We start from the raw sequence: 15,625 nt of genomic DNA, 5'->3' as shown, positions 1-15,625 counted from the left end.
CAAGCCGGTTTGAATGATTTTAGTGCATATGGCTTGATTGCACTAAATTTAGTGTAAATATGGTAGGGTGGTTGCAGCAACCCGGACAGGAGATCTCCGATGACCGCTACCGCAATCGCCGACCACCTCAGCTTCAGCCGCGCCGGCATGGCCTACCTCAACAGTCCGAGCCACAAAACCGGCCTCAAGAACGCGCTCACCGCGGCAGAGGTCTACGCCCTACCTACCAACTCCGGATCGCGGGCCAACGCGATCGAAGCCGCCCTTCGCGCCTACCCGGAGTGGACATACACCCAGCACGACCGCTCGCTCCAGGCCGCAGTAATCGCCGCCGCTGAAGCATGGACCGGCGCCTCCGCCTAGTAGTCCTTTGCATCGCGCCCACTCCGGAGGGCCGCGGTCCCCGGAACCCGAAGTTTTTGCCCTGATCGGAGATACAGATGACCGCGACCATCGCCCCGCTCGCCGACTATGTGATCACCGGCTACGACACCCGCTACTACCAGCCCGCACCCGGGGTGCAGCTGCCCGGCGGCACGTGCTGGCACTGCGGGACGGCAATCGCGATCTGCGTGCAGATTCGCCACCGCACAACCGAGGAAACGCATGAAATCGGCTCCACCTGCGCTGAACGCGTCGGCCTCGATGTCACCGAACTGAAGAAGATGCTGCGGGACCGATACGCCGCCATACGGAACGAGCAGGCCGCCGCCGAGCGCAAAGCCCACCGCGAAGCCACAGACGCCAAGCTTGGCGAGCATGGCACTGAAACCCGGTACAGCAACGGCTGCCGGTGCCCCGAGTGCCGCGCCACGGCACCACACGGCACCGTCACCCGATGGAACGCCGGATGCGGATGCTTGGAATGCGTCGATCGGATCCTGGAGGCCGAGCCGAAGCGGTACTGGGTCATCGAGGACTACCCCGTGATGGTCGAACTGGCGACCGGACGCATCGTCGACGCCGAAGTCTTTCCCACGAGGTACGGGAGCAGCTGGTGCGTGAAGACCGATGACGGCCGGAAGGTTTGGTTGGCGATCGAACCGGCACGTCGGAGCACGCACACCAAGAAAGGGTACGTGGAGGCGCGGGCTCCCATGCTCGTTGAAAGTGGCCGCGATCGGGAGCGTGCACGGCTGTTGCTGGGGGAACCGCTGGTCGACCTGTGGGGAGAGCTGATCGCCCACTCGCCGGACAGCCACTAGAACCGCTATCGCGCACATGACGCCTGGCCCGGTTCGGCTCCGGGCCGGGACACGACCCAGCACCAACCTTCAACTCTTCGCGCAGACAGGAACCTCGATGACCGCCACCAACGACCACGTCACTGCACCCGTTTACCTCGCTGGTATGGCACCGCTGATCGCCGAGGAGATCGACCGCTGCGCGACCGCCGTGGGCCAGTACCGGTGCGATGCTGCAGCCGACCCGGACAACGAGCGGTTGCTTTGGGCGGCTGACCGCATGAACGGCCGGTTCCGTGGGTTGATCGCGGTCGCGCGGAAGATGCCGCCTTCTGAGATGCGGTGCGCGTTGGACGTGTACGGCTTCGCTTCGATCCTCGATTGACCCGTCCCGCATGGTGCGCGGCCCGGTTCGACTCCGGGCCGGGACACAACAGACCTGTACTCGATAGGAGAACCGCCATCATGGCCACCACTTACACCGCAATACGCCTCGCAATGGAAATCAGCCGTTGCACCGCCGTCTCAGCACGTCACCGTGAGAACGCCACGACCGATGCCAATCTGGACAACCGCCCCCTGTGGCTGGCGTCGGCCGACCGCCACGCCCAGCGGCGCTGCATGCTGGCCACGAAGGCACGTCAGATGCCGAGTGCGGAGATGCGCAGTGCCCTGGACATGTTCGGCATTGCCTCGATTCTCGACTGACCCGTTTCGTATGGCGCCTGGCTTGGTTCGGCTCAGGGCCGGACGCGACAGACCTGATTCCACTACCCGATAGGAGCTTCCGATGAAGTTGATCGAGTTGCCGGCTCAGTCCACCACCTGACACACGATCGGGGTCGTCTGCTCGTTGGGAGCGTGCCGCGAATGGCGATAGCGACACCCGCAGGTTCAACCCCTGCACGACCCACCACATAGTCACACTGACCATCTACCGAAAGGCGACTCAATGTCCGACAACTACTACGCCCGCACCGCGAAAACCCCTGGCAGGGAAGACGGCTTGCACATCGGGCAATACGTTGCAAGCTCCGAATTCCTGTGGCGCGCACACCCGGATCTCGATTTGAAGTCGGTGCAGGACCACCTGTCCGAACCCGGAACCGTCATCGTTTCGGAAAGCGGTCCACGGTGGATTTCGACGTGTTCTGGCTCAAGGCGACCGCACGTCCGGTCGACGTCGACTTCCACATGAATGCGCGTTGGCCGGCCAACGAGGAACCGTCCGAACGGCGTTGGCGCGACATCGACGGACACCCGTTCGTCAACTACGAATTCTGCTGACCACCACCACGCAAGGACAACAACATGACAACCACTGCCCCTGACTGGGCTGTCCCAGGCGCCACGGTCTATGAACTGCACCGCACCACTCGTGATTACCGGACGATCAAAACAATCGAGACCCAGGTTGAGCGCGTAACCGCGGACCGGGTGGTATTGGCGAACGGCGCCCGCTACCGCATGTCGGAGTTGACGAGCACCCTGCCGGCGTCGTTCCACCGCGACGACCCGCAGTCAGCTGCCCGCTACTACCTCCTTGTCGGCCCGAACGACCCCCGCGCTGAGAAGTAAGGAACAACCGACATGACCGAAACACCTGGCCTCGAGTGGCTCACTGTCGGCGCCACTGTCGCTCACATCTTTGGCCGTTACCGCGATGAGAGCGTGTCGGAGGCCATGGTCACCAAGATCGGTAAGCGGGATGTCGTCATCACAGTCGAAGGTCGCACCGAGAAGTTCAACATCGGCCACACCAAGAAGATCGGTGACAACACCTGGCTTCGACGCAGCGTCGCCAGCTCGTCGGATCGCGTCGTGTACCTTGCGCCGCTCGGAGATCCACGTGTGGCCAGCTACCGACAGCAGCAGGCACGCAACGAATCGACCAAACGTGTCCGCCACTACGCCGACAAGTTCCAGAACCGCCGAGACGTCGATACCGCGAAGAAACTGCGTGCCGCGGTCGACACCTACCTCGCGCTGCTCGACACCGACAAGGACTGAAACCATGCCCCGCATTGATGACGTCTCACGCCACCCGAGCGCGATCCACAGCAAAATGAACCGGGACCATGCTGCCCGCTGGTTCCGCTTTCCGCCGCAGCCGCGTCCTGGCGGCGTGTGGACTGCCGCTGACGGCTCGATTTGGACGTTCTCGACTTACGCCCCTTGGTGGCATCTCACCGAGAAGGCGGTCAATGACGACACCGGACAAGCTGACTGACCGCCCGAACCTGGTTGCGTGATGTCGCCGGCACGAATCGGTGCGGGTTCACCGGCGGCCGTCCGAGCGACCGAAGGAACCAGGCCGGACAAGCATGCGTCGAACGATGTATGGAGGTCTTACGGATGTGGCCGGCGCCGAGTACCTCGGCCGCCCGTTGGGGCGCTGCTCGTCTACGGATCCAGTTGCAGCTCGTCTACGGCCGGCCGGGAGAACGGCGTCGTACTCGCCGCCAGGCCGGTCACTCGATAAAGCTGCCCTGATCATCGACACACGGACACGAGCTGCGCGCCGATGCTCGCGTCGTCCATGGTGCCGGTGATGATGCAGTCGAGGGGCAATAGATCCTGTCCAGGCGTCCGAGAGCGCACGGCTTTGAGCTGGGTGGAAGAGCGGTCGCGCGGCGGACTCCCCGGGAAGGCGCCACTGATATTCACTAAAGTTAGTGAATATATGACTATTTCACTAAATTTGGTGAAACTCTGGTAGGGTCTGGTTAAGCGCATCAAGCCTGGACAGGAGACTCGGACTGGGCCGCGCTTCGCCGCGACGAACTCGACATTCGTCGCACCCAATCCACCCCGAAGGAGCAGACCGTGACGACCATCAACGTCATGTTCACCCCCCTGAGCACCGTCACCACCTTTCCCGAGCGCTTCTACGGCACGCCTATGGGAATCAACATCGTCACGTGGTACCAGGCGATCGACCGGGATTCCAACGCCGACATCACCGGCTGGACCGTTTCCCGCAACCACGCCATCAACGAGTTCGTGATCAACGGACCGTCCGGGCACATTGCTTCGGTCGCCTCCCTCCCCGCCGCATCCGAATACATTTCGCAGTCGATCAGCGGTTAGGTGCTTCTGCGTCGCGGTGTTGACAACTAGAACCCGAACCCCGACAGGAGGTACAGATGACCGCCACGAAGCGTTGGACCGGAACCGGCTCCCACCGGACGCGCACCATCGAATGGCAGACCGGTGAGCGGTACAAGACCAAGTCGAACGGGTCATGCGGCCGGTACGTGCCGACCATGATGACCAAGGCCGAATGCACCTGCGGCTGGAGCGCATACAGCGAGGACCGCCCGAACGCCCGATGGCGGGCACGTCAGCACCGCTCGACCATCGCTGTATCGACAGCGGATCTCATGTCTCTGGTGATGCTGATAAGCGAACATGTCATCCCACTCAGCTTGTTCCCTGCGCTGCGCAACCTCGATGATGCAGTTCGAACCGCAGGGAATCTCCCTGCCGTCGAGGTATCAACTGCGGACCTGTATCCGATCCTGCGGCAAGCAAATCGACCCTGGATATATAGGGAACTTCCCTACATCCCGCGCTTGATAGCGGCCGTCGAGGCCAGCGATCGCTGGAACCCCATCGGGATGACCGACTCCGTCAAAGGCTACTGCGAGTTCCTCGCGTCCTCGCACGGCCTTGAAATGGCCGAGTGGACGCGCCGCGTGACGCCGACGCTGGCGCCCTAGTCGTTTGCATCGCGCCCGGCACCCCGGGCGCGGTGCTGACCACTAGACCCCAGACCCTGACAGGAGAATCCGATGGCGACCATGCACACCGACGGCACCTTCGCACCCGCACCCCGATGCCTCGCAGGACCGGAATGCGGGAGTGCCGTGTTCCAGATAGAAGCCACCTTCTCGCGCCTGGTCGAAGCCCTCGGCGAGCCGGACACCATCGCCGAGGAAGCGCCGGACTGGGTAATCCTGGTCCAGTCCGACGACCGCCCGAATGAGCGGGTCAGCATTCATCACGCCAGCAACTGGCCACGCGTAGAGATCGACGAGCCGACTCTCTGGTACGTCACCTGCTATCGGGATGCCCGCTGGGCTGCCGAGAGCCTGGCCGAGAAACTGGGCGAGACTGTCGAGTTCGCGTACTGACCCGTCCCGCATGGTGCGCGGCCCGGTTCGACTCCGGGCCGGGACACGACACCAGGACGTCATTCACGACAGGAGAATTCGATGACCCTCACCCGGGAAGCTATCGACAACATCAACGAGTTCTATCGACTCACCGACGACATCAACGATGCCTATTTCTTCGGCCCGAATGCCACGGTCAACCTCGAAGCCGAGCGCCGCGTGATCAAGGCGAAGATCACCGCCGATCAGTTCTCCGCCTACCTCGATGCCGGCATCCGGCCGCCGCATGTTGTCGGTCAGGACGTCCATGACATGTGGGTGGCCGAGAACTTCCCCGAACTCGCCGAGTGACCATCTTCCGCCCCGTTCGAAGGGTCGTTTGCTCGTTGGGAGTGTGTCGCGAATGGCGATAGCGACACCGCAGGTTCAACCCCTGCACGACCCACCAACACAGCATCACACCTACAAAAGTCAGGACCACAACATGAGCGCACCATTCGCTGACTGGGCAACTCCCGGTACCACTGTGTACGAACTGCACTGCTCTACCCGCGATTACAGCACCAAGAAGATCGTCACCGCGACGGTTACGCGAGTGGATAACGACCGGATCGTCCTCGCGAACGGTGTCCGCTACCGCCCCAGCGAGGGCGCCACGTTCGACGGTCTGACCAGTTACCACCGCGACGACCCCGCCAATAAGAACCGGTATTTCCTCCTGGTCGGACCCGACGACCCGCGCACCAACCAGCAGTAAGGATTGATGACATGTCCAGATTCAACCTGTCCGACGTCACCATTCACTGGTCCGGCCGCGACTCGACCACACCACCTGGCCACTATATCGCTTCCGGTGTCGATTCCCTCGGCAACCTTCGTGTCTGGTTGTTCAAGGGCGACAAGGTTTCTGTCGACGGCTACCGGGGCAACATCTTGTACCCGGAGACGGGTTTCCCGACTGCTTGTGGCCCGACTGGCGGGTACGTGACCAGCCAGGGTGATTCGGCCGCGATGCTCGCCCAGCTTGCACAGGAAGGCGAGTAGCCATGCCCCGTTCTGTTTCCCCTCTTGTCACCCGAGACGAAGCGTTGCTCGCGGCGAAGGTGCTTGCGGAATCAACCGCCAGCTGGGCTACGACTCTGTTGAGTGGTGGTCGCCGAATTTGTTGCGGAAGTTGAGCATCCCGGAAGAGAAGGGGCGTGAACAGGTCCGAACCACGATCCGTGTGCTCCAGGCGATGAACGCCGAATGGGGCTCCGACGCAAATGTGGTCGCCAGGGCGACCGAGAGTGGACCGCTAACGATCCGAAACAAGGGCAAGGCCAAGGGAAACGAGATGAATAGCCTCGAATGGCTCCACGAAGGTACCGCAGTAACGATCGTGCGGGAGCGCGCGTCGGGTATCGAGTACCTGCCAGCTGTCGTGCACGGACTAAAACCTGAGTTGACATGGGCGCAGGTGATCGCACGGGCTGACAGGGGCGGGTTTTGGAGTTTCAATCTCACGGACGCGGGAGTTGTTGGCGCTATCGGCGGATTGGATGCTGTCGGGTTCCGCACGCACTTGGAGCCCCATAAACATCAGCAACACCAGGAGAAACGAGAGAATCACGATGGAACTGAATAACCAGGTTGCGATCGCCAACGCGTTGAGAGCCGGCAACCCAGATATGCCTGTAGCTGTTGCGGAAACGTGGGCGCGGGATCTCAGTGGTTGGCTCGATGAGCAGAGGTGCGCGCTGGTGAACCTGCCGGAGGCCGAGGTCGACGAGTGGGGTTACAGATCCTGGCCGGTTGCTGAAGAGAAGTACTCGCGGGTGCGACTCGACGATGATGGTCGGATCTCGACGGTCGGCGTATCCAACCCGACCGCGACGCCCGGGCGCGCTTTGTCGTTGGCTGCCGCGTTGATCGCCGCCGCGCAATATGTGATGGACGAAAGCGCAACGACAGGAGACTGAGGCTGACCATCGAAGAATTCGCCGCCCGACTCGACGAAGAGGTCGCAGTGCCGCTCGTCTGATGTCGTTGAAGGACTGGGCTGTCTGACTTCTCGCCGGCGAGTGGAGCGCATCAGCAGGCCAGTCCTCACCGGCGAACCGCCGGATTGCTTCTCGCCTCGGCCGATGCCACCGCCGGCCGAAGATCTAAGCAGGCTCCGCAAACACCAGAAAGGCCACCCGGCACAGTGCCGGGTGGCCTTTCTGGTTGCGATGTCAGTGCAGGTCTAAACCGAGGTACTTGATCCGGCGGCCGGTAGACCGGACGCGTGGAATATCGGCTCGGCTAGCCCGTCCCTCATGGGGCGCGGCCCGGTTCGACTCCGGTCTGAGACATGACTCACCTCCTCCTGTACGCCGATGCCCGTTCGCCGTTCTGCCCACGCGTCGGCTGACTATGGAGCGTCGTCGAGCTCGACAGCGCTCCCGGCATCCCCGCCGCAGCCGAAATCCAGTACGGGATCGTGCCACCGCGACACGCGCCCCGCTACTGCGTGACAACGGGTTCTCAAAAGGCTGATCGTCCACACAAATAGGCCCGGAGCGAAACTTCGGGCCCATTTGGTATTCGGCGGGTGGGGGCTACCCCTAATCTGCGGTGCTGCCGAGTCGAGCCAGGGCGGCGTTCACGCGCTCTGGATTACGCAGCGCGGCCTCCAGCTTCGCGGATGGCGGGTCGAGTTCGCCGGTCAGCTCCTCTACCAACGTCGCCATCAGGGCCGCCACTGACGTGTCCCACAGTTTCGCCAGGCGATGTACCGCAACCAAGCTCAGTAGCGACCGCCCGAGGGCCTCTGCCGATTCCATCGACATGCTCTGTGACGGGCCGCCACCATTGCCCTGCCACGTCACCACCGCGGCCACTGTTCCAGGGGGCGCATCATCCCACTCGGCCTTGTCCGTGAAGACGTTCCAATCCTCGAGTAGGCGCGATTCCCCTTCGGAGGGGTAGTTGAACTCGCCGCCCCACCACAGGTCACCACTGCGGTTTCGGGTCCACTGCGCACCATCGGCCAGCGCGGCGGTGCCTGGGCTCACATAGGCATGCACCGCGCGGCGTACCAGCGCGGCGCGGCTGCGTCCTTCGCGTTCGGCCTGCGCATCGGTAGCCGTGGTAAGCCACTTGCCCAACCGGATCGGCTTCGGATCCCCGATCGGCGGGCGGCCAGGACCGCGCTCCGCACTATCGCTCGCGTTGGTAGACCCGAACTCGCTCATCAGCGGCCCCGCCCTGTCTGGCTGCGATCGCGGCCTTGTCGATCGTGGCCGCGAGACTGGTGACTGAGGCGACGTTCGCGTTCGTCCTTCTTCCGCAATTGCTTCTCGGTGCGGCAGGGTTCGGCCTCAACCGCCAGCCGAACCTCCGGGGCGTGCTTCACCATCGAAGCCATCCGATCGAGCATGGCCTGCTCGGTCATCCCGCGGACACGGTCACTCATCCGAACCAACCTCCCTGAACTAATAAACGATATCGCTTATACCGTCGCACCTGGGTGCAGGCGCAGTCAATAAGCGGTATCGGAAAACATGGCCCAGAGTCCTCGATGGTGACTTCGATACGGGGCGAAGCGGCCAAGGCGGCTCCCCGGTGCATCTCACGCAGATTGCCCTGGCCGTGCGCGCCCCCTCTTGTGATGCGCCCAGGCGTGTGTAGGGGCGGCCCGGCATGGTCCAGCTCTCGCCGGGTTGACCACATCACCACGCACACCCCCATGGCCGGTTTTCACTAAATTTAGTGTAATAGTGTCGAATGTACTAGAATAGTGTTAAATCACACGCGAGAGTCCCTTGGAGGACCCGATGCCCAGCACGACACCCCTGCCCGCCCTGCCGCCCACAGTGTGGGTCGTCGCCTCTCTGTTCGCCGCGTTCCTCGCCTACACCCTCGCCGACTACTACGGCCTGGGCTGGCGCGTCTGGTACGCAAGCGACCCCGCCCACCGTCGCAACGAGCGCCTGGCCGCCCGAGTACGCCGCACCTGGCCCCAGCTGGCTGTACGCCTGCGTCTACACGGAACCCGGACCGCTCCGCTGTTCGGCCGTAACCGCCGCCACCGCCGCTTCAAAACCCCCCGCATCCGCAGCACACGCGCCACCACCACCCACGTCATCGTCATCATCGACATCGACGGCGTGCCCGAAGTCGACGAGAAGAAGGTCGCCAGGAACTGCATCAAAATTGCCAACGCCTGGAAAGTCCCGCGGGTGACAGTCGAGCAGTGCGACGCCGGCCGCCTCAAACTGACCCTGCAGACCACCACCATCCCGGTATCCGCCACCGCTGCTGCTCCGGCGTACACGCACATCGCCAGCCGCCACTGCGGCGTCGACGACTTCGGCAACCCCGTCACGCTGAACTTCGCCACAACCCCCGGCGTCGCCCTCTACGGCCGCATCGGAACATCAGAATTCGTCCTACACCTGACCCGGACCGACCCCCACCCCACCGCCTGGATCATCCTCGACGGCAAAACCCCCACTCCCCTAACCGGAAACTACGGCTCGCTGGCAAACAACAAGGTGCTGACGGCGTTGACCGGGGACGACATCGACGAAGCCAACACGGTGCTCAACAAGCTGGTCGAACTGCGCCGCCACCGCGCCGAACGCATCAGCGACACACTCGGCGTGACCGACTTCTGGCAGGCCGGCCCCACCACCGAATGGCCGCAGATCGTCGTCGTCATCGACTACACCACCTTCCTCGCCCGCACACCCGGCCGCACCCGCGAGATCCAACACCGCAACAACCTCGCCGACGCCAACACCACCGCCGTGATCGACCTGCTCGCCCACGGCCGCCAGTACGGCATCGCAGTCCTGATCACCACCACCGAAAGACTGATCCCACGGCTGCGCGAAAACCTCTCGGCGACATTCGCCTTCGGAGGCCTCGGCGACCAAGCCGCTGTCGCCGCCCTCGGCCGCGGGATCCAAAACCACCCCGCCGCTCACCCCGCCGGATACACCCTGCCGGAAATGGCCACCACGACCACTCCCGCAGGCGACTACATCCGGTTCCGCGTATCGCTTCCACCCACCACCCACGACCAGACCAGCCCGCTCCGGAAGAAGCCCAGCCGAGCCTGAACCCACACCCACCCCATCGGCGGGAAACCGCAACGCCACCAACAACCCTGCAACGCCCACAAGGTCACTCGGCAACCACTGGAAGGTCCACAGCAATGCTGTACGTAATCGACTGCCACAAGACATCAGGACACTTCGGCCGCTATCCCGCCACACTGGCACGCCTGGCCGCCACACTCGGTAGCCGCATCACCGGCCGCTGTCTCGACGTACAGACACGAGCCATGTACCTGGCAGACAAGGGAAAGCCGATGACCGAGAAGTGCGTTCGCGTGCAACCACGCTTCGGCGGTCCTGGCGCCGTCACAGTGACGGTTCCCCGCGGCGGACGGTTCCGACTGACCACGGACACCAGCGGCGCACGGTGGCTGATCGTGCGCAACTGGTACGGACGGGTGGTGCGCCGCATGCCCGTAGCCGGCCTGTGGTGACCTGATCACCCCTCACCCCTCACGCACACGAGGACACCCCATGAACCACACCGCCACCCGCTGCCCCCTCCATCAACACACCACGCCCGAACCCCCCGCCCGCCCGTTCCGGCCCGGCACCCCGGACCTTCGGCCCAAGTGCTGCATGTCCCCCGCCGGTAGCGCCGCCTACCGCGCCGCGCACCACTGCCCCTGCTGCGAAGAGGAACTGTCCGACGCATGCCTGAAACAGGGCATTCCCGGCACGCGGGCCACCTGTCGGCAGTGCGGCCACATCGACGCCGCCACCAAGCAATTCGTGATCCCGACCGACGCCCTGGCCGAGCTACTCGCAGGCCGGCATGAACCCACCGACCGCGAACACTGCTGGCGGTACGCCCGCAACCTGTTCGGCGAGGACATCGCCTACCACCTGACCGCCGCCGACCAGACCCGTGACTATCTGGGCTGGACGCTGGGAAACAACCGCAGTGGCATGAACCTGCGCTGGTACCGCGCCGAAGGCGAATACCGCGCCGGATCTCCCTGCCCACATCCGCAATGCCGCCGCGGCCAAGTCTGGACCCCCGTACACACTCGCGACGACCTGCTCAACATCCGCCGCAACGGCCACGGCCACAACTACTACCCGTGCAGCTCCTGCACCCACACCGGCCGCCGCTGACTCCCACACACCCGCCCGTGCCCAGCTGAGGCGTACACATGGCCCGCGGGAGGTCGACCAGACGGTGAGTGTGGATTCCGCGGCCGGTGCCGACATCGGCACGGCGAGATCCTTCGTGACACTGCCGAATAGTTGACGTCCCACCCGCCCAACACCGCGCGGTGTTGGGCGGTGTTGGGCGACTCAGCACCATATCCCGGACCCGCACACCGCTGAGCCGGTACAGCAACGCACGTTCGACCCTCACCGGAGCAGACCAATGCTTTGCCGCTGATATCGGCGCGCCAACCGATTCGAGGCGACCGGCCCAGATCAACATCATGCTCGACTCAACGGGGTGCGGGTCCGGGCACGCTGCACCGCAAGTCCCTCCTACTGGTCACCTCAGGAGGTGTTTGAAAGGATGCCGCAAGCTTCGCTCGCTTGCCACCGATCACCACACCGAGGGTTATCGCCGGAACGCCTTTCTGGCCAGATACGCAACAGCGTTTAGGACCGGTTCGTCCGCGCCACCGCGCAGTTGCCCGGCGGCGAGTTTGTCGCCAACGTGGCTGAGCACCGTCGCGATGGAGCGCGGCGAGGACAACACGCGGGTGACCGCGGCGCGCTGTTCGGCAGCCGCAGTCGGCACTCTCATCGGCAGATCCTGCACGGCGCCCGAATCGGACGCACTGTGGAACGCCTGCCACAGTTCAAGCAATGTCGGTGTCACCCGCTGCCGAAATTCGTCATCAGGGCCGCCGCTGTGGCGCCAACGGTAAACCAAACCGCGCAGCAACTGCTCGGTGGCGTCCTGGTCGTCCAACAGTCGCGCGATCTGTCGGTCGACCGAGATCCGCTCCGGACGCCACACCTCCCGCTCGCACACAACCTCGTGAATACGGATGCCTTGCTCCCGGCCGCGTCGACGGCAGTCGTCCGAACACCACCGCCGCCGGCGGCCCCGCCGCGGCTGCACGATTACAGATCCACACCTCGGATTCGGGCAGTACTCGGGCGATTCGTTGGCGTCCATAGCGCCACGTTACGAGTTTCGCCGGACGAAATGAGACCGTGGCATCGAACTGGTGCAAAGGGTGTGCTGACGATCTTTGGTTGGAAGCTTCTGAATTGAGTGTGTGTTCTGTGGTCCTGTCGAGGTTTAGTGAAGTGGTTCAGATGTAGTTGGTGTTGGTTGCGATTCGTCATCTGAATGTCAGTAGCTGCTGACGGCCGCACGCTCGCCGCCGACACCGGCGGCGGCAAGCCCAGCGCTGGCGGAGTACCTGCGCTGACACAGGAACAACCGCGGGCGTTCGGGGCCGGATCACCTCACCGCAGACCGTGCACGCCCACACCTCGACGCTGCCGACCGCCTTCGCCGGAATCGGCAGCCTGAACGAACTCGACACTGACGCAGCCGACAGCGGTGCACCTGAACATCCGCACCGCGATCGCCTCAGCCATGGCAAATTTCGCGAAGGGCTGGATCACCGCCGGCAGACGCCGTTCTCGAAGGCTCGGACCGCGAGCCGCAGCCGAAATGGGTTGCGCGTACGCGACCGCGGCGACATCGACGCGCTGACCCGCACCGCCTCGAGGACCGGACCCTGTGGGCGATGCTGTACGCCCGCGCCGCACCGAAAAGGTCATGCAAGTTGCATCGACGACTTGGACCGGCCGAACCGGATGATCCGCAAGGGCGGCAAGCACGACGAGCTGATGTACGACATCCGCACCACCTGCTCGGCCGGCTCCTACTGGACGCGCCGCCGGGGCCGGTGTTCCTGTCCACCCGTGTGGTCCGGGTGCGGCGCGGACCACGGCGTCACCATGCAGCCGCGTCCCAACGGGCACGCACCCGCAAGTTACCCACCACCCCGATCACCACCGAGACCTACGCCGCCCTCGTCGAGCAGTGGCGGCGCCTCACGCCACCACCTCCACCAGGGGACGCCACCACCTCCACCAGGGGACGCCACCACCTCCACCAGGGGACGCCACCACCTCCACCAGGGGACGCCACCACCTCCACCAGGGGACGCCGGTGGAGGTGCCCTCTTTGCCCTCCACCACGCCCGCGTGGGGGAACGGGGTAACCAACGCTCCATGACCCTAGGGATCCACCAGGGGGCCGAGGTACACCACGACATCACGTCCACACCAGGTTCTCGACGACCAGCTTGCAGGAAAGGCGAAACCGTAATCTCGCTGCCTTCTTCACCCACACTGCGGCACCCGATGAGCCAGTAGAAGAGGAACAACCCCACACCACCTAGGGGAGGGAAAGCCGGTCGTGAAGATTGGCCTGCCGATCGAGAAGTGCAGCCAGACGCACACTGGCAGGCACAGCAGAAGGACAATCGCCAGCATGCTCAGCAGCAGCCACAGGCTGAGGACCACCCACCCCCACAGGTCCCTGGGGAACCCCCACAGGCAGCAAGGGGGCGCCGAAACCAGAAGGGGGAAGCCGAAAACTTTCCGCTCGGCCTCGGAAGCGAGAGCCCTCTCTGCCAGAAGGCGAAGAGTAAAGTGCCGAACCTAGCGAAACCTCCGACCGACCGGTCTAATCTTCGCATCTGCACGACAACCAGCCAGACACAACTACCCAGCGCCGCGACATAACCCACAGCCGAGCCCGCCGGGGCGGCGTAGGGCCACCCCACTGGCCCACGCACGCCGCACACAGGACGGCACGCACACAGGACGGGTCAGGCTGGCGGCGCACCCGAGACCACGCCGGCAACCGCATTTCACTAGATCTAGTGAAATGACGCCCGAAGGGTGCCGGTGCCGCGGTCCCGAACAAGACCAGCCGAGCCGGGGCGAAAGGCACCCGGATGCGGTCAGCCAGGATCATGGACTCATCGACCGGGTCCGCACACCAACAGCTTTCACCCAGCAGGCCGCAAAGCGCCCCATTCGCAACGCACTTCGTCGGAACAGCCCGGTGCGACCGGGGGGCACCACCCCGACGAAAGTTCCTCGGTCTGAGAGGCTTCCAGCTGGGGGCATCGCAGCGGCCCCCTCCCCCGAAGACCTGACGCGTGCCTCACACCTCCCGATCCACGCAGGATCGTGTGGTGTGCTGTCGTAAAACCCGACCCACCAAAAGAGCCTCCAGAATCTCCGCTGCCGCACTTCCACCGCTCGGGTGGGTGATCGTACCCCCCGAGCGTCCAGAGGCGCAGAGAGCCCGACGTACCGCGTGGCGCCGACGGTTCGGTGCGCCCACCAGCCCGGTGGCATACAGCACGTATCCACCTCAACCCAGAAGGAAGCTTCCGGGCAAAGATGGATGCTGAACAATTGCCACTATGCAATAAAATGGTGTAATAAAACAGATCAGGCGGCCTTCGAAAAGCCTGTAATGAAGCCACAATTAATGTATGAATTCGCCCGGAAATGGCGGGCAATTTCGGGCGATCCGGAAATTGATACCCATACCGGCGTCGAAACTTCGACAAATTCGAACCGTTTACGACCGGCCGACCACGCCGACCGAACGGCGCCGGAGGCCGAGACCCAGGCCGAGACCGATCCGGCGAAAACTGCTGATACACAGCTGAACTCAGCTGCCACGAAACCGCCACCGGATGCCACTCCGCACCCCAGCACAAGCCCCAAAACCCCAACAAGCAACGCCGAAACCCAGCTGGAAACGCCGACGAACCGGCGAACCGGTGCCGACGAAACGAGAGCCGAGCTGCGAGAAGTCATGCCACGAGTTGTATCACGACAGCGACAACGAGAGCAAGCGGAAACCCCATAAACGCAGGTGAGAGAGCGTGTCCGGGACATTGCCCGATCCGCAACACGCGGGACACGCGTACCGACTTGACAAGCCGACGTGAGTAATAAATAATCCCACGCCCGCAATAGTGAGTTATTTATAATAACTCACCACTAAAGATTTTCTCTGGAAAGGTGAGTATTTATTTACGCGCACGCGAAAAGGTGAGTTAATTACATAACTCAACCTTAGAAAAAATAAAACCAAAAAAATAAAAACCCGAAAATCAAAAAATAAAATCCGGTATAACGTTTTTATAAATAAAATCGTTATAAAACCGTTATCTTTAAGTAAACGACGAAGAATGAGGAGTTTACTTAAAGATAACGGTTTTATAACGATTTTATTTATAAAAACGTTATACCG

Annotated in this window: 23 protein-coding genes and 2 tRNA genes; 22 read left to right on the top strand and 3 right to left on the bottom strand. The window is 63.1% G+C overall.

All coding sequences use genetic code 11. The features are described 5' to 3' along the window. Positions 1 to 99 precede the first annotated feature (99 nt). The 18 genes from AB0C34_RS17000 to AB0C34_RS16915 all read left to right on the top strand — a co-directional run bounded on the left by AB0C34_RS17000 (position 100) and on the right by AB0C34_RS16915 (position 7,263). Positions 100 to 363 (top strand): hypothetical protein, encoded by a 264-nt coding sequence (locus AB0C34_RS17000; protein WP_357073128.1) that lies wholly within the window; start codon positions 100 to 102, stop codon positions 361 to 363. 77 nt (positions 364 to 440) lie between these two features. Continuing rightward, entirely contained in the window at positions 441 to 1,205 is a 765-nt protein-coding gene (locus AB0C34_RS16995) for a hypothetical protein (RefSeq protein WP_357073125.1), read from the top strand. Positions 1,206 to 1,302: 97 nt separating this feature from the next. Beyond that, positions 1,303 to 1,569 carry a hypothetical protein gene (locus tag AB0C34_RS16990; RefSeq protein WP_357073122.1) on the top strand — a complete coding sequence of 89 codons (267 nt, stop codon included), beginning with the start codon at positions 1,303 to 1,305 and terminating at the stop codon, positions 1,567 to 1,569. 80 nt (positions 1,570 to 1,649) lie between these two features. Then, positions 1,650 to 1,892: a hypothetical protein gene (locus tag AB0C34_RS16985; protein ID WP_357073119.1), complete on the top strand. Its 243-nt coding sequence runs from the start codon at positions 1,650 to 1,652 to the stop codon at positions 1,890 to 1,892. 131 nt (positions 1,893 to 2,023) lie between these two features. Next, positions 2,024 to 2,100, top strand: a tRNA-Ala gene (locus tag AB0C34_RS16980). Positions 2,101 to 2,318: 218 nt separating this feature from the next. Next, on the top strand, positions 2,319 to 2,471 hold the full coding sequence (locus tag AB0C34_RS16975) for a hypothetical protein (RefSeq protein ID WP_357073116.1): 153 nt from the start codon (positions 2,319 to 2,321) through the stop codon (positions 2,469 to 2,471). A 24-nt stretch (positions 2,472 to 2,495) separates the two neighbouring features. After that, positions 2,496 to 2,762 (top strand): hypothetical protein, encoded by a 267-nt coding sequence (locus AB0C34_RS16970; protein WP_357073113.1) that lies wholly within the window; start codon positions 2,496 to 2,498, stop codon positions 2,760 to 2,762. Between the two features lie 12 nt (positions 2,763 to 2,774). Continuing rightward, positions 2,775 to 3,194, top strand: a complete 420-nt coding sequence (locus tag AB0C34_RS16965) for a hypothetical protein (protein ID WP_357073110.1) — start codon at positions 2,775 to 2,777, stop codon at positions 3,192 to 3,194. Positions 3,195 to 3,198: 4 nt separating this feature from the next. Continuing rightward, on the top strand, positions 3,199 to 3,414 hold the full coding sequence (locus tag AB0C34_RS16960; RefSeq protein WP_357073107.1) for a hypothetical protein: 216 nt from the start codon (positions 3,199 to 3,201) through the stop codon (positions 3,412 to 3,414). 596 nt (positions 3,415 to 4,010) lie between these two features. Then, positions 4,011 to 4,274: a hypothetical protein gene (locus tag AB0C34_RS16955; protein ID WP_357073103.1), complete on the top strand. Its 264-nt coding sequence runs from the start codon at positions 4,011 to 4,013 to the stop codon at positions 4,272 to 4,274. A gap of 176 nt (positions 4,275 to 4,450) precedes the next feature. Then, the gene (locus AB0C34_RS16950; protein ID WP_357073100.1) at positions 4,451 to 4,906 is read left to right on the top strand and encodes a hypothetical protein; all 456 of its coding nucleotides are present in this window, start codon (positions 4,451 to 4,453) and stop codon (positions 4,904 to 4,906) included. A 72-nt stretch (positions 4,907 to 4,978) separates the two neighbouring features. Beyond that, a complete protein-coding gene (locus tag AB0C34_RS16945) occupies positions 4,979 to 5,320 on the top strand; it encodes a hypothetical protein (RefSeq protein WP_357073097.1) in 342 nt (113 codons plus the stop codon). Between the two features lie 81 nt (positions 5,321 to 5,401). Beyond that, a complete protein-coding gene (locus AB0C34_RS16940) occupies positions 5,402 to 5,653 on the top strand; it encodes a hypothetical protein (protein WP_357073094.1) in 252 nt (83 codons plus the stop codon). 21 nt (positions 5,654 to 5,674) lie between these two features. After that, positions 5,675 to 5,750, top strand: a tRNA-Ala gene (locus AB0C34_RS16935). Between the two features lie 36 nt (positions 5,751 to 5,786). Continuing rightward, the gene (locus AB0C34_RS16930) at positions 5,787 to 6,059 is read left to right on the top strand and encodes a hypothetical protein (protein ID WP_357073091.1); all 273 of its coding nucleotides are present in this window, start codon (positions 5,787 to 5,789) and stop codon (positions 6,057 to 6,059) included. 11 nt (positions 6,060 to 6,070) lie between these two features. Then, positions 6,071 to 6,346 carry a hypothetical protein gene (locus AB0C34_RS16925; RefSeq protein ID WP_357073088.1) on the top strand — a complete coding sequence of 92 codons (276 nt, stop codon included), beginning with the start codon at positions 6,071 to 6,073 and terminating at the stop codon, positions 6,344 to 6,346. Positions 6,347 to 6,476: 130 nt separating this feature from the next. Next, a complete protein-coding gene (locus tag AB0C34_RS16920) occupies positions 6,477 to 6,929 on the top strand; it encodes a hypothetical protein (protein WP_357073085.1) in 453 nt (150 codons plus the stop codon). Then, complete coding sequence (locus AB0C34_RS16915) at positions 6,916 to 7,263, top strand: hypothetical protein (RefSeq protein ID WP_357073082.1); 348 nt, start codon at positions 6,916 to 6,918, stop codon at positions 7,261 to 7,263. The genes AB0C34_RS16920 and AB0C34_RS16915 overlap by 14 nt, the downstream gene beginning before the upstream one ends. Before the next feature lie 627 nt (positions 7,264 to 7,890). Here the strand turns inward: AB0C34_RS16915 and AB0C34_RS16910 are convergent. Continuing rightward, positions 7,891 to 8,520, bottom strand: a complete 630-nt coding sequence (locus AB0C34_RS16910) for a hypothetical protein (protein WP_357073079.1) — start codon at positions 8,518 to 8,520, stop codon at positions 7,891 to 7,893. After that, complete coding sequence (locus AB0C34_RS16905; protein WP_357073076.1) at positions 8,520 to 8,741, bottom strand: hypothetical protein; 222 nt, start codon at positions 8,739 to 8,741, stop codon at positions 8,520 to 8,522. The genes AB0C34_RS16910 and AB0C34_RS16905 overlap by 1 nt, the downstream gene beginning before the upstream one ends. A gap of 361 nt (positions 8,742 to 9,102) precedes the next feature. Here AB0C34_RS16905 and AB0C34_RS16900 point away from each other — a divergent pair, with 361 nt between their 5' ends. The 3 genes from AB0C34_RS16900 to AB0C34_RS16890 all read left to right on the top strand — a co-directional run bounded on the left by AB0C34_RS16900 (position 9,103) and on the right by AB0C34_RS16890 (position 11,487). Further along, positions 9,103 to 10,392 carry a hypothetical protein gene (locus AB0C34_RS16900; RefSeq protein ID WP_357073073.1) on the top strand — a complete coding sequence of 430 codons (1,290 nt, stop codon included), beginning with the start codon at positions 9,103 to 9,105 and terminating at the stop codon, positions 10,390 to 10,392. 95 nt (positions 10,393 to 10,487) lie between these two features. Continuing rightward, positions 10,488 to 10,823: a hypothetical protein gene (locus tag AB0C34_RS16895; protein WP_357073070.1), complete on the top strand. Its 336-nt coding sequence runs from the start codon at positions 10,488 to 10,490 to the stop codon at positions 10,821 to 10,823. A 40-nt stretch (positions 10,824 to 10,863) separates the two neighbouring features. After that, entirely contained in the window at positions 10,864 to 11,487 is a 624-nt protein-coding gene (locus AB0C34_RS16890) for a hypothetical protein (RefSeq protein WP_357073067.1), read from the top strand. 448 nt (positions 11,488 to 11,935) lie between these two features. On the opposite strand, the gene AB0C34_RS16885 is transcribed toward AB0C34_RS16890, so the two are convergent. Next, a complete protein-coding gene (locus AB0C34_RS16885) occupies positions 11,936 to 12,355 on the bottom strand; it encodes a hypothetical protein (RefSeq protein WP_357073064.1) in 420 nt (139 codons plus the stop codon). A gap of 2,409 nt (positions 12,356 to 14,764) precedes the next feature. On the opposite strand from AB0C34_RS16885, the gene AB0C34_RS16880 reads away from it, so the two are divergent. Continuing rightward, the gene (locus AB0C34_RS16880) at positions 14,765 to 15,238 is read left to right on the top strand and encodes a hypothetical protein (RefSeq protein ID WP_357073061.1); all 474 of its coding nucleotides are present in this window, start codon (positions 14,765 to 14,767) and stop codon (positions 15,236 to 15,238) included. Positions 15,239 to 15,625: the final 387 nt, after the last annotated feature.

The sequence above is a fragment of the Nocardia sp. NPDC049220 genome (genome assembly GCF_040647855.1).
Classification (GTDB): Bacteria; Actinomycetota; Actinomycetes; order Mycobacteriales; family Mycobacteriaceae; genus Nocardia.
This window is presented reverse-complemented; position numbering and strand designations above follow the sequence as displayed.

What these genes read in the sequence shown, in the direction of transcription:
- AB0C34_RS17000 (WP_357073128.1), top strand. Translation starts at nt 100, where the DNA reads ATGACCGCTACCGCAATCGCCGACCACCTCAGCTTCAGCCGCGCCGGC.
- AB0C34_RS16995 (WP_357073125.1), top strand. Translation starts at nt 441, where the DNA reads ATGACCGCGACCATCGCCCCGCTCGCCGACTATGTGATCACCGGCTAC.
- AB0C34_RS16990 (WP_357073122.1), top strand. Translation starts at nt 1,303, where the DNA reads ATGACCGCCACCAACGACCACGTCACTGCACCCGTTTACCTCGCTGGT.
- AB0C34_RS16985 (WP_357073119.1), top strand. Translation starts at nt 1,650, where the DNA reads ATGGCCACCACTTACACCGCAATACGCCTCGCAATGGAAATCAGCCGT.
- AB0C34_RS16970 (WP_357073113.1), top strand. Translation starts at nt 2,496, where the DNA reads ATGACAACCACTGCCCCTGACTGGGCTGTCCCAGGCGCCACGGTCTAT.
- AB0C34_RS16965 (WP_357073110.1), top strand. Translation starts at nt 2,775, where the DNA reads ATGACCGAAACACCTGGCCTCGAGTGGCTCACTGTCGGCGCCACTGTC.
- AB0C34_RS16960 (WP_357073107.1), top strand. Translation starts at nt 3,199, where the DNA reads ATGCCCCGCATTGATGACGTCTCACGCCACCCGAGCGCGATCCACAGC.
- AB0C34_RS16950 (WP_357073100.1), top strand. Translation starts at nt 4,451, where the DNA reads ATGATGACCAAGGCCGAATGCACCTGCGGCTGGAGCGCATACAGCGAG.
- AB0C34_RS16945 (WP_357073097.1), top strand. Translation starts at nt 4,979, where the DNA reads ATGGCGACCATGCACACCGACGGCACCTTCGCACCCGCACCCCGATGC.
- AB0C34_RS16940 (WP_357073094.1), top strand. Translation starts at nt 5,402, where the DNA reads ATGACCCTCACCCGGGAAGCTATCGACAACATCAACGAGTTCTATCGA.
- AB0C34_RS16930 (WP_357073091.1), top strand. Translation starts at nt 5,787, where the DNA reads ATGAGCGCACCATTCGCTGACTGGGCAACTCCCGGTACCACTGTGTAC.
- AB0C34_RS16925 (WP_357073088.1), top strand. Translation starts at nt 6,071, where the DNA reads ATGTCCAGATTCAACCTGTCCGACGTCACCATTCACTGGTCCGGCCGC.
- AB0C34_RS16915 (WP_357073082.1), top strand. Translation starts at nt 6,916, where the DNA reads ATGGAACTGAATAACCAGGTTGCGATCGCCAACGCGTTGAGAGCCGGC.
- AB0C34_RS16910 (WP_357073079.1), bottom strand. Translation starts at nt 8,520, where the DNA reads ATGAGCGAGTTCGGGTCTACCAACGCGAGCGATAGTGCGGAGCGCGGT.
- AB0C34_RS16905 (WP_357073076.1), bottom strand. Translation starts at nt 8,741, where the DNA reads ATGAGTGACCGTGTCCGCGGGATGACCGAGCAGGCCATGCTCGATCGG.
- AB0C34_RS16900 (WP_357073073.1), top strand. Translation starts at nt 9,103, where the DNA reads ATGCCCAGCACGACACCCCTGCCCGCCCTGCCGCCCACAGTGTGGGTC.
- AB0C34_RS16895 (WP_357073070.1), top strand. Translation starts at nt 10,488, where the DNA reads ATGCTGTACGTAATCGACTGCCACAAGACATCAGGACACTTCGGCCGC.
- AB0C34_RS16890 (WP_357073067.1), top strand. Translation starts at nt 10,864, where the DNA reads ATGAACCACACCGCCACCCGCTGCCCCCTCCATCAACACACCACGCCC.
- AB0C34_RS16880 (WP_357073061.1), top strand. Translation starts at nt 14,765, where the DNA reads ATGCTGAACAATTGCCACTATGCAATAAAATGGTGTAATAAAACAGAT.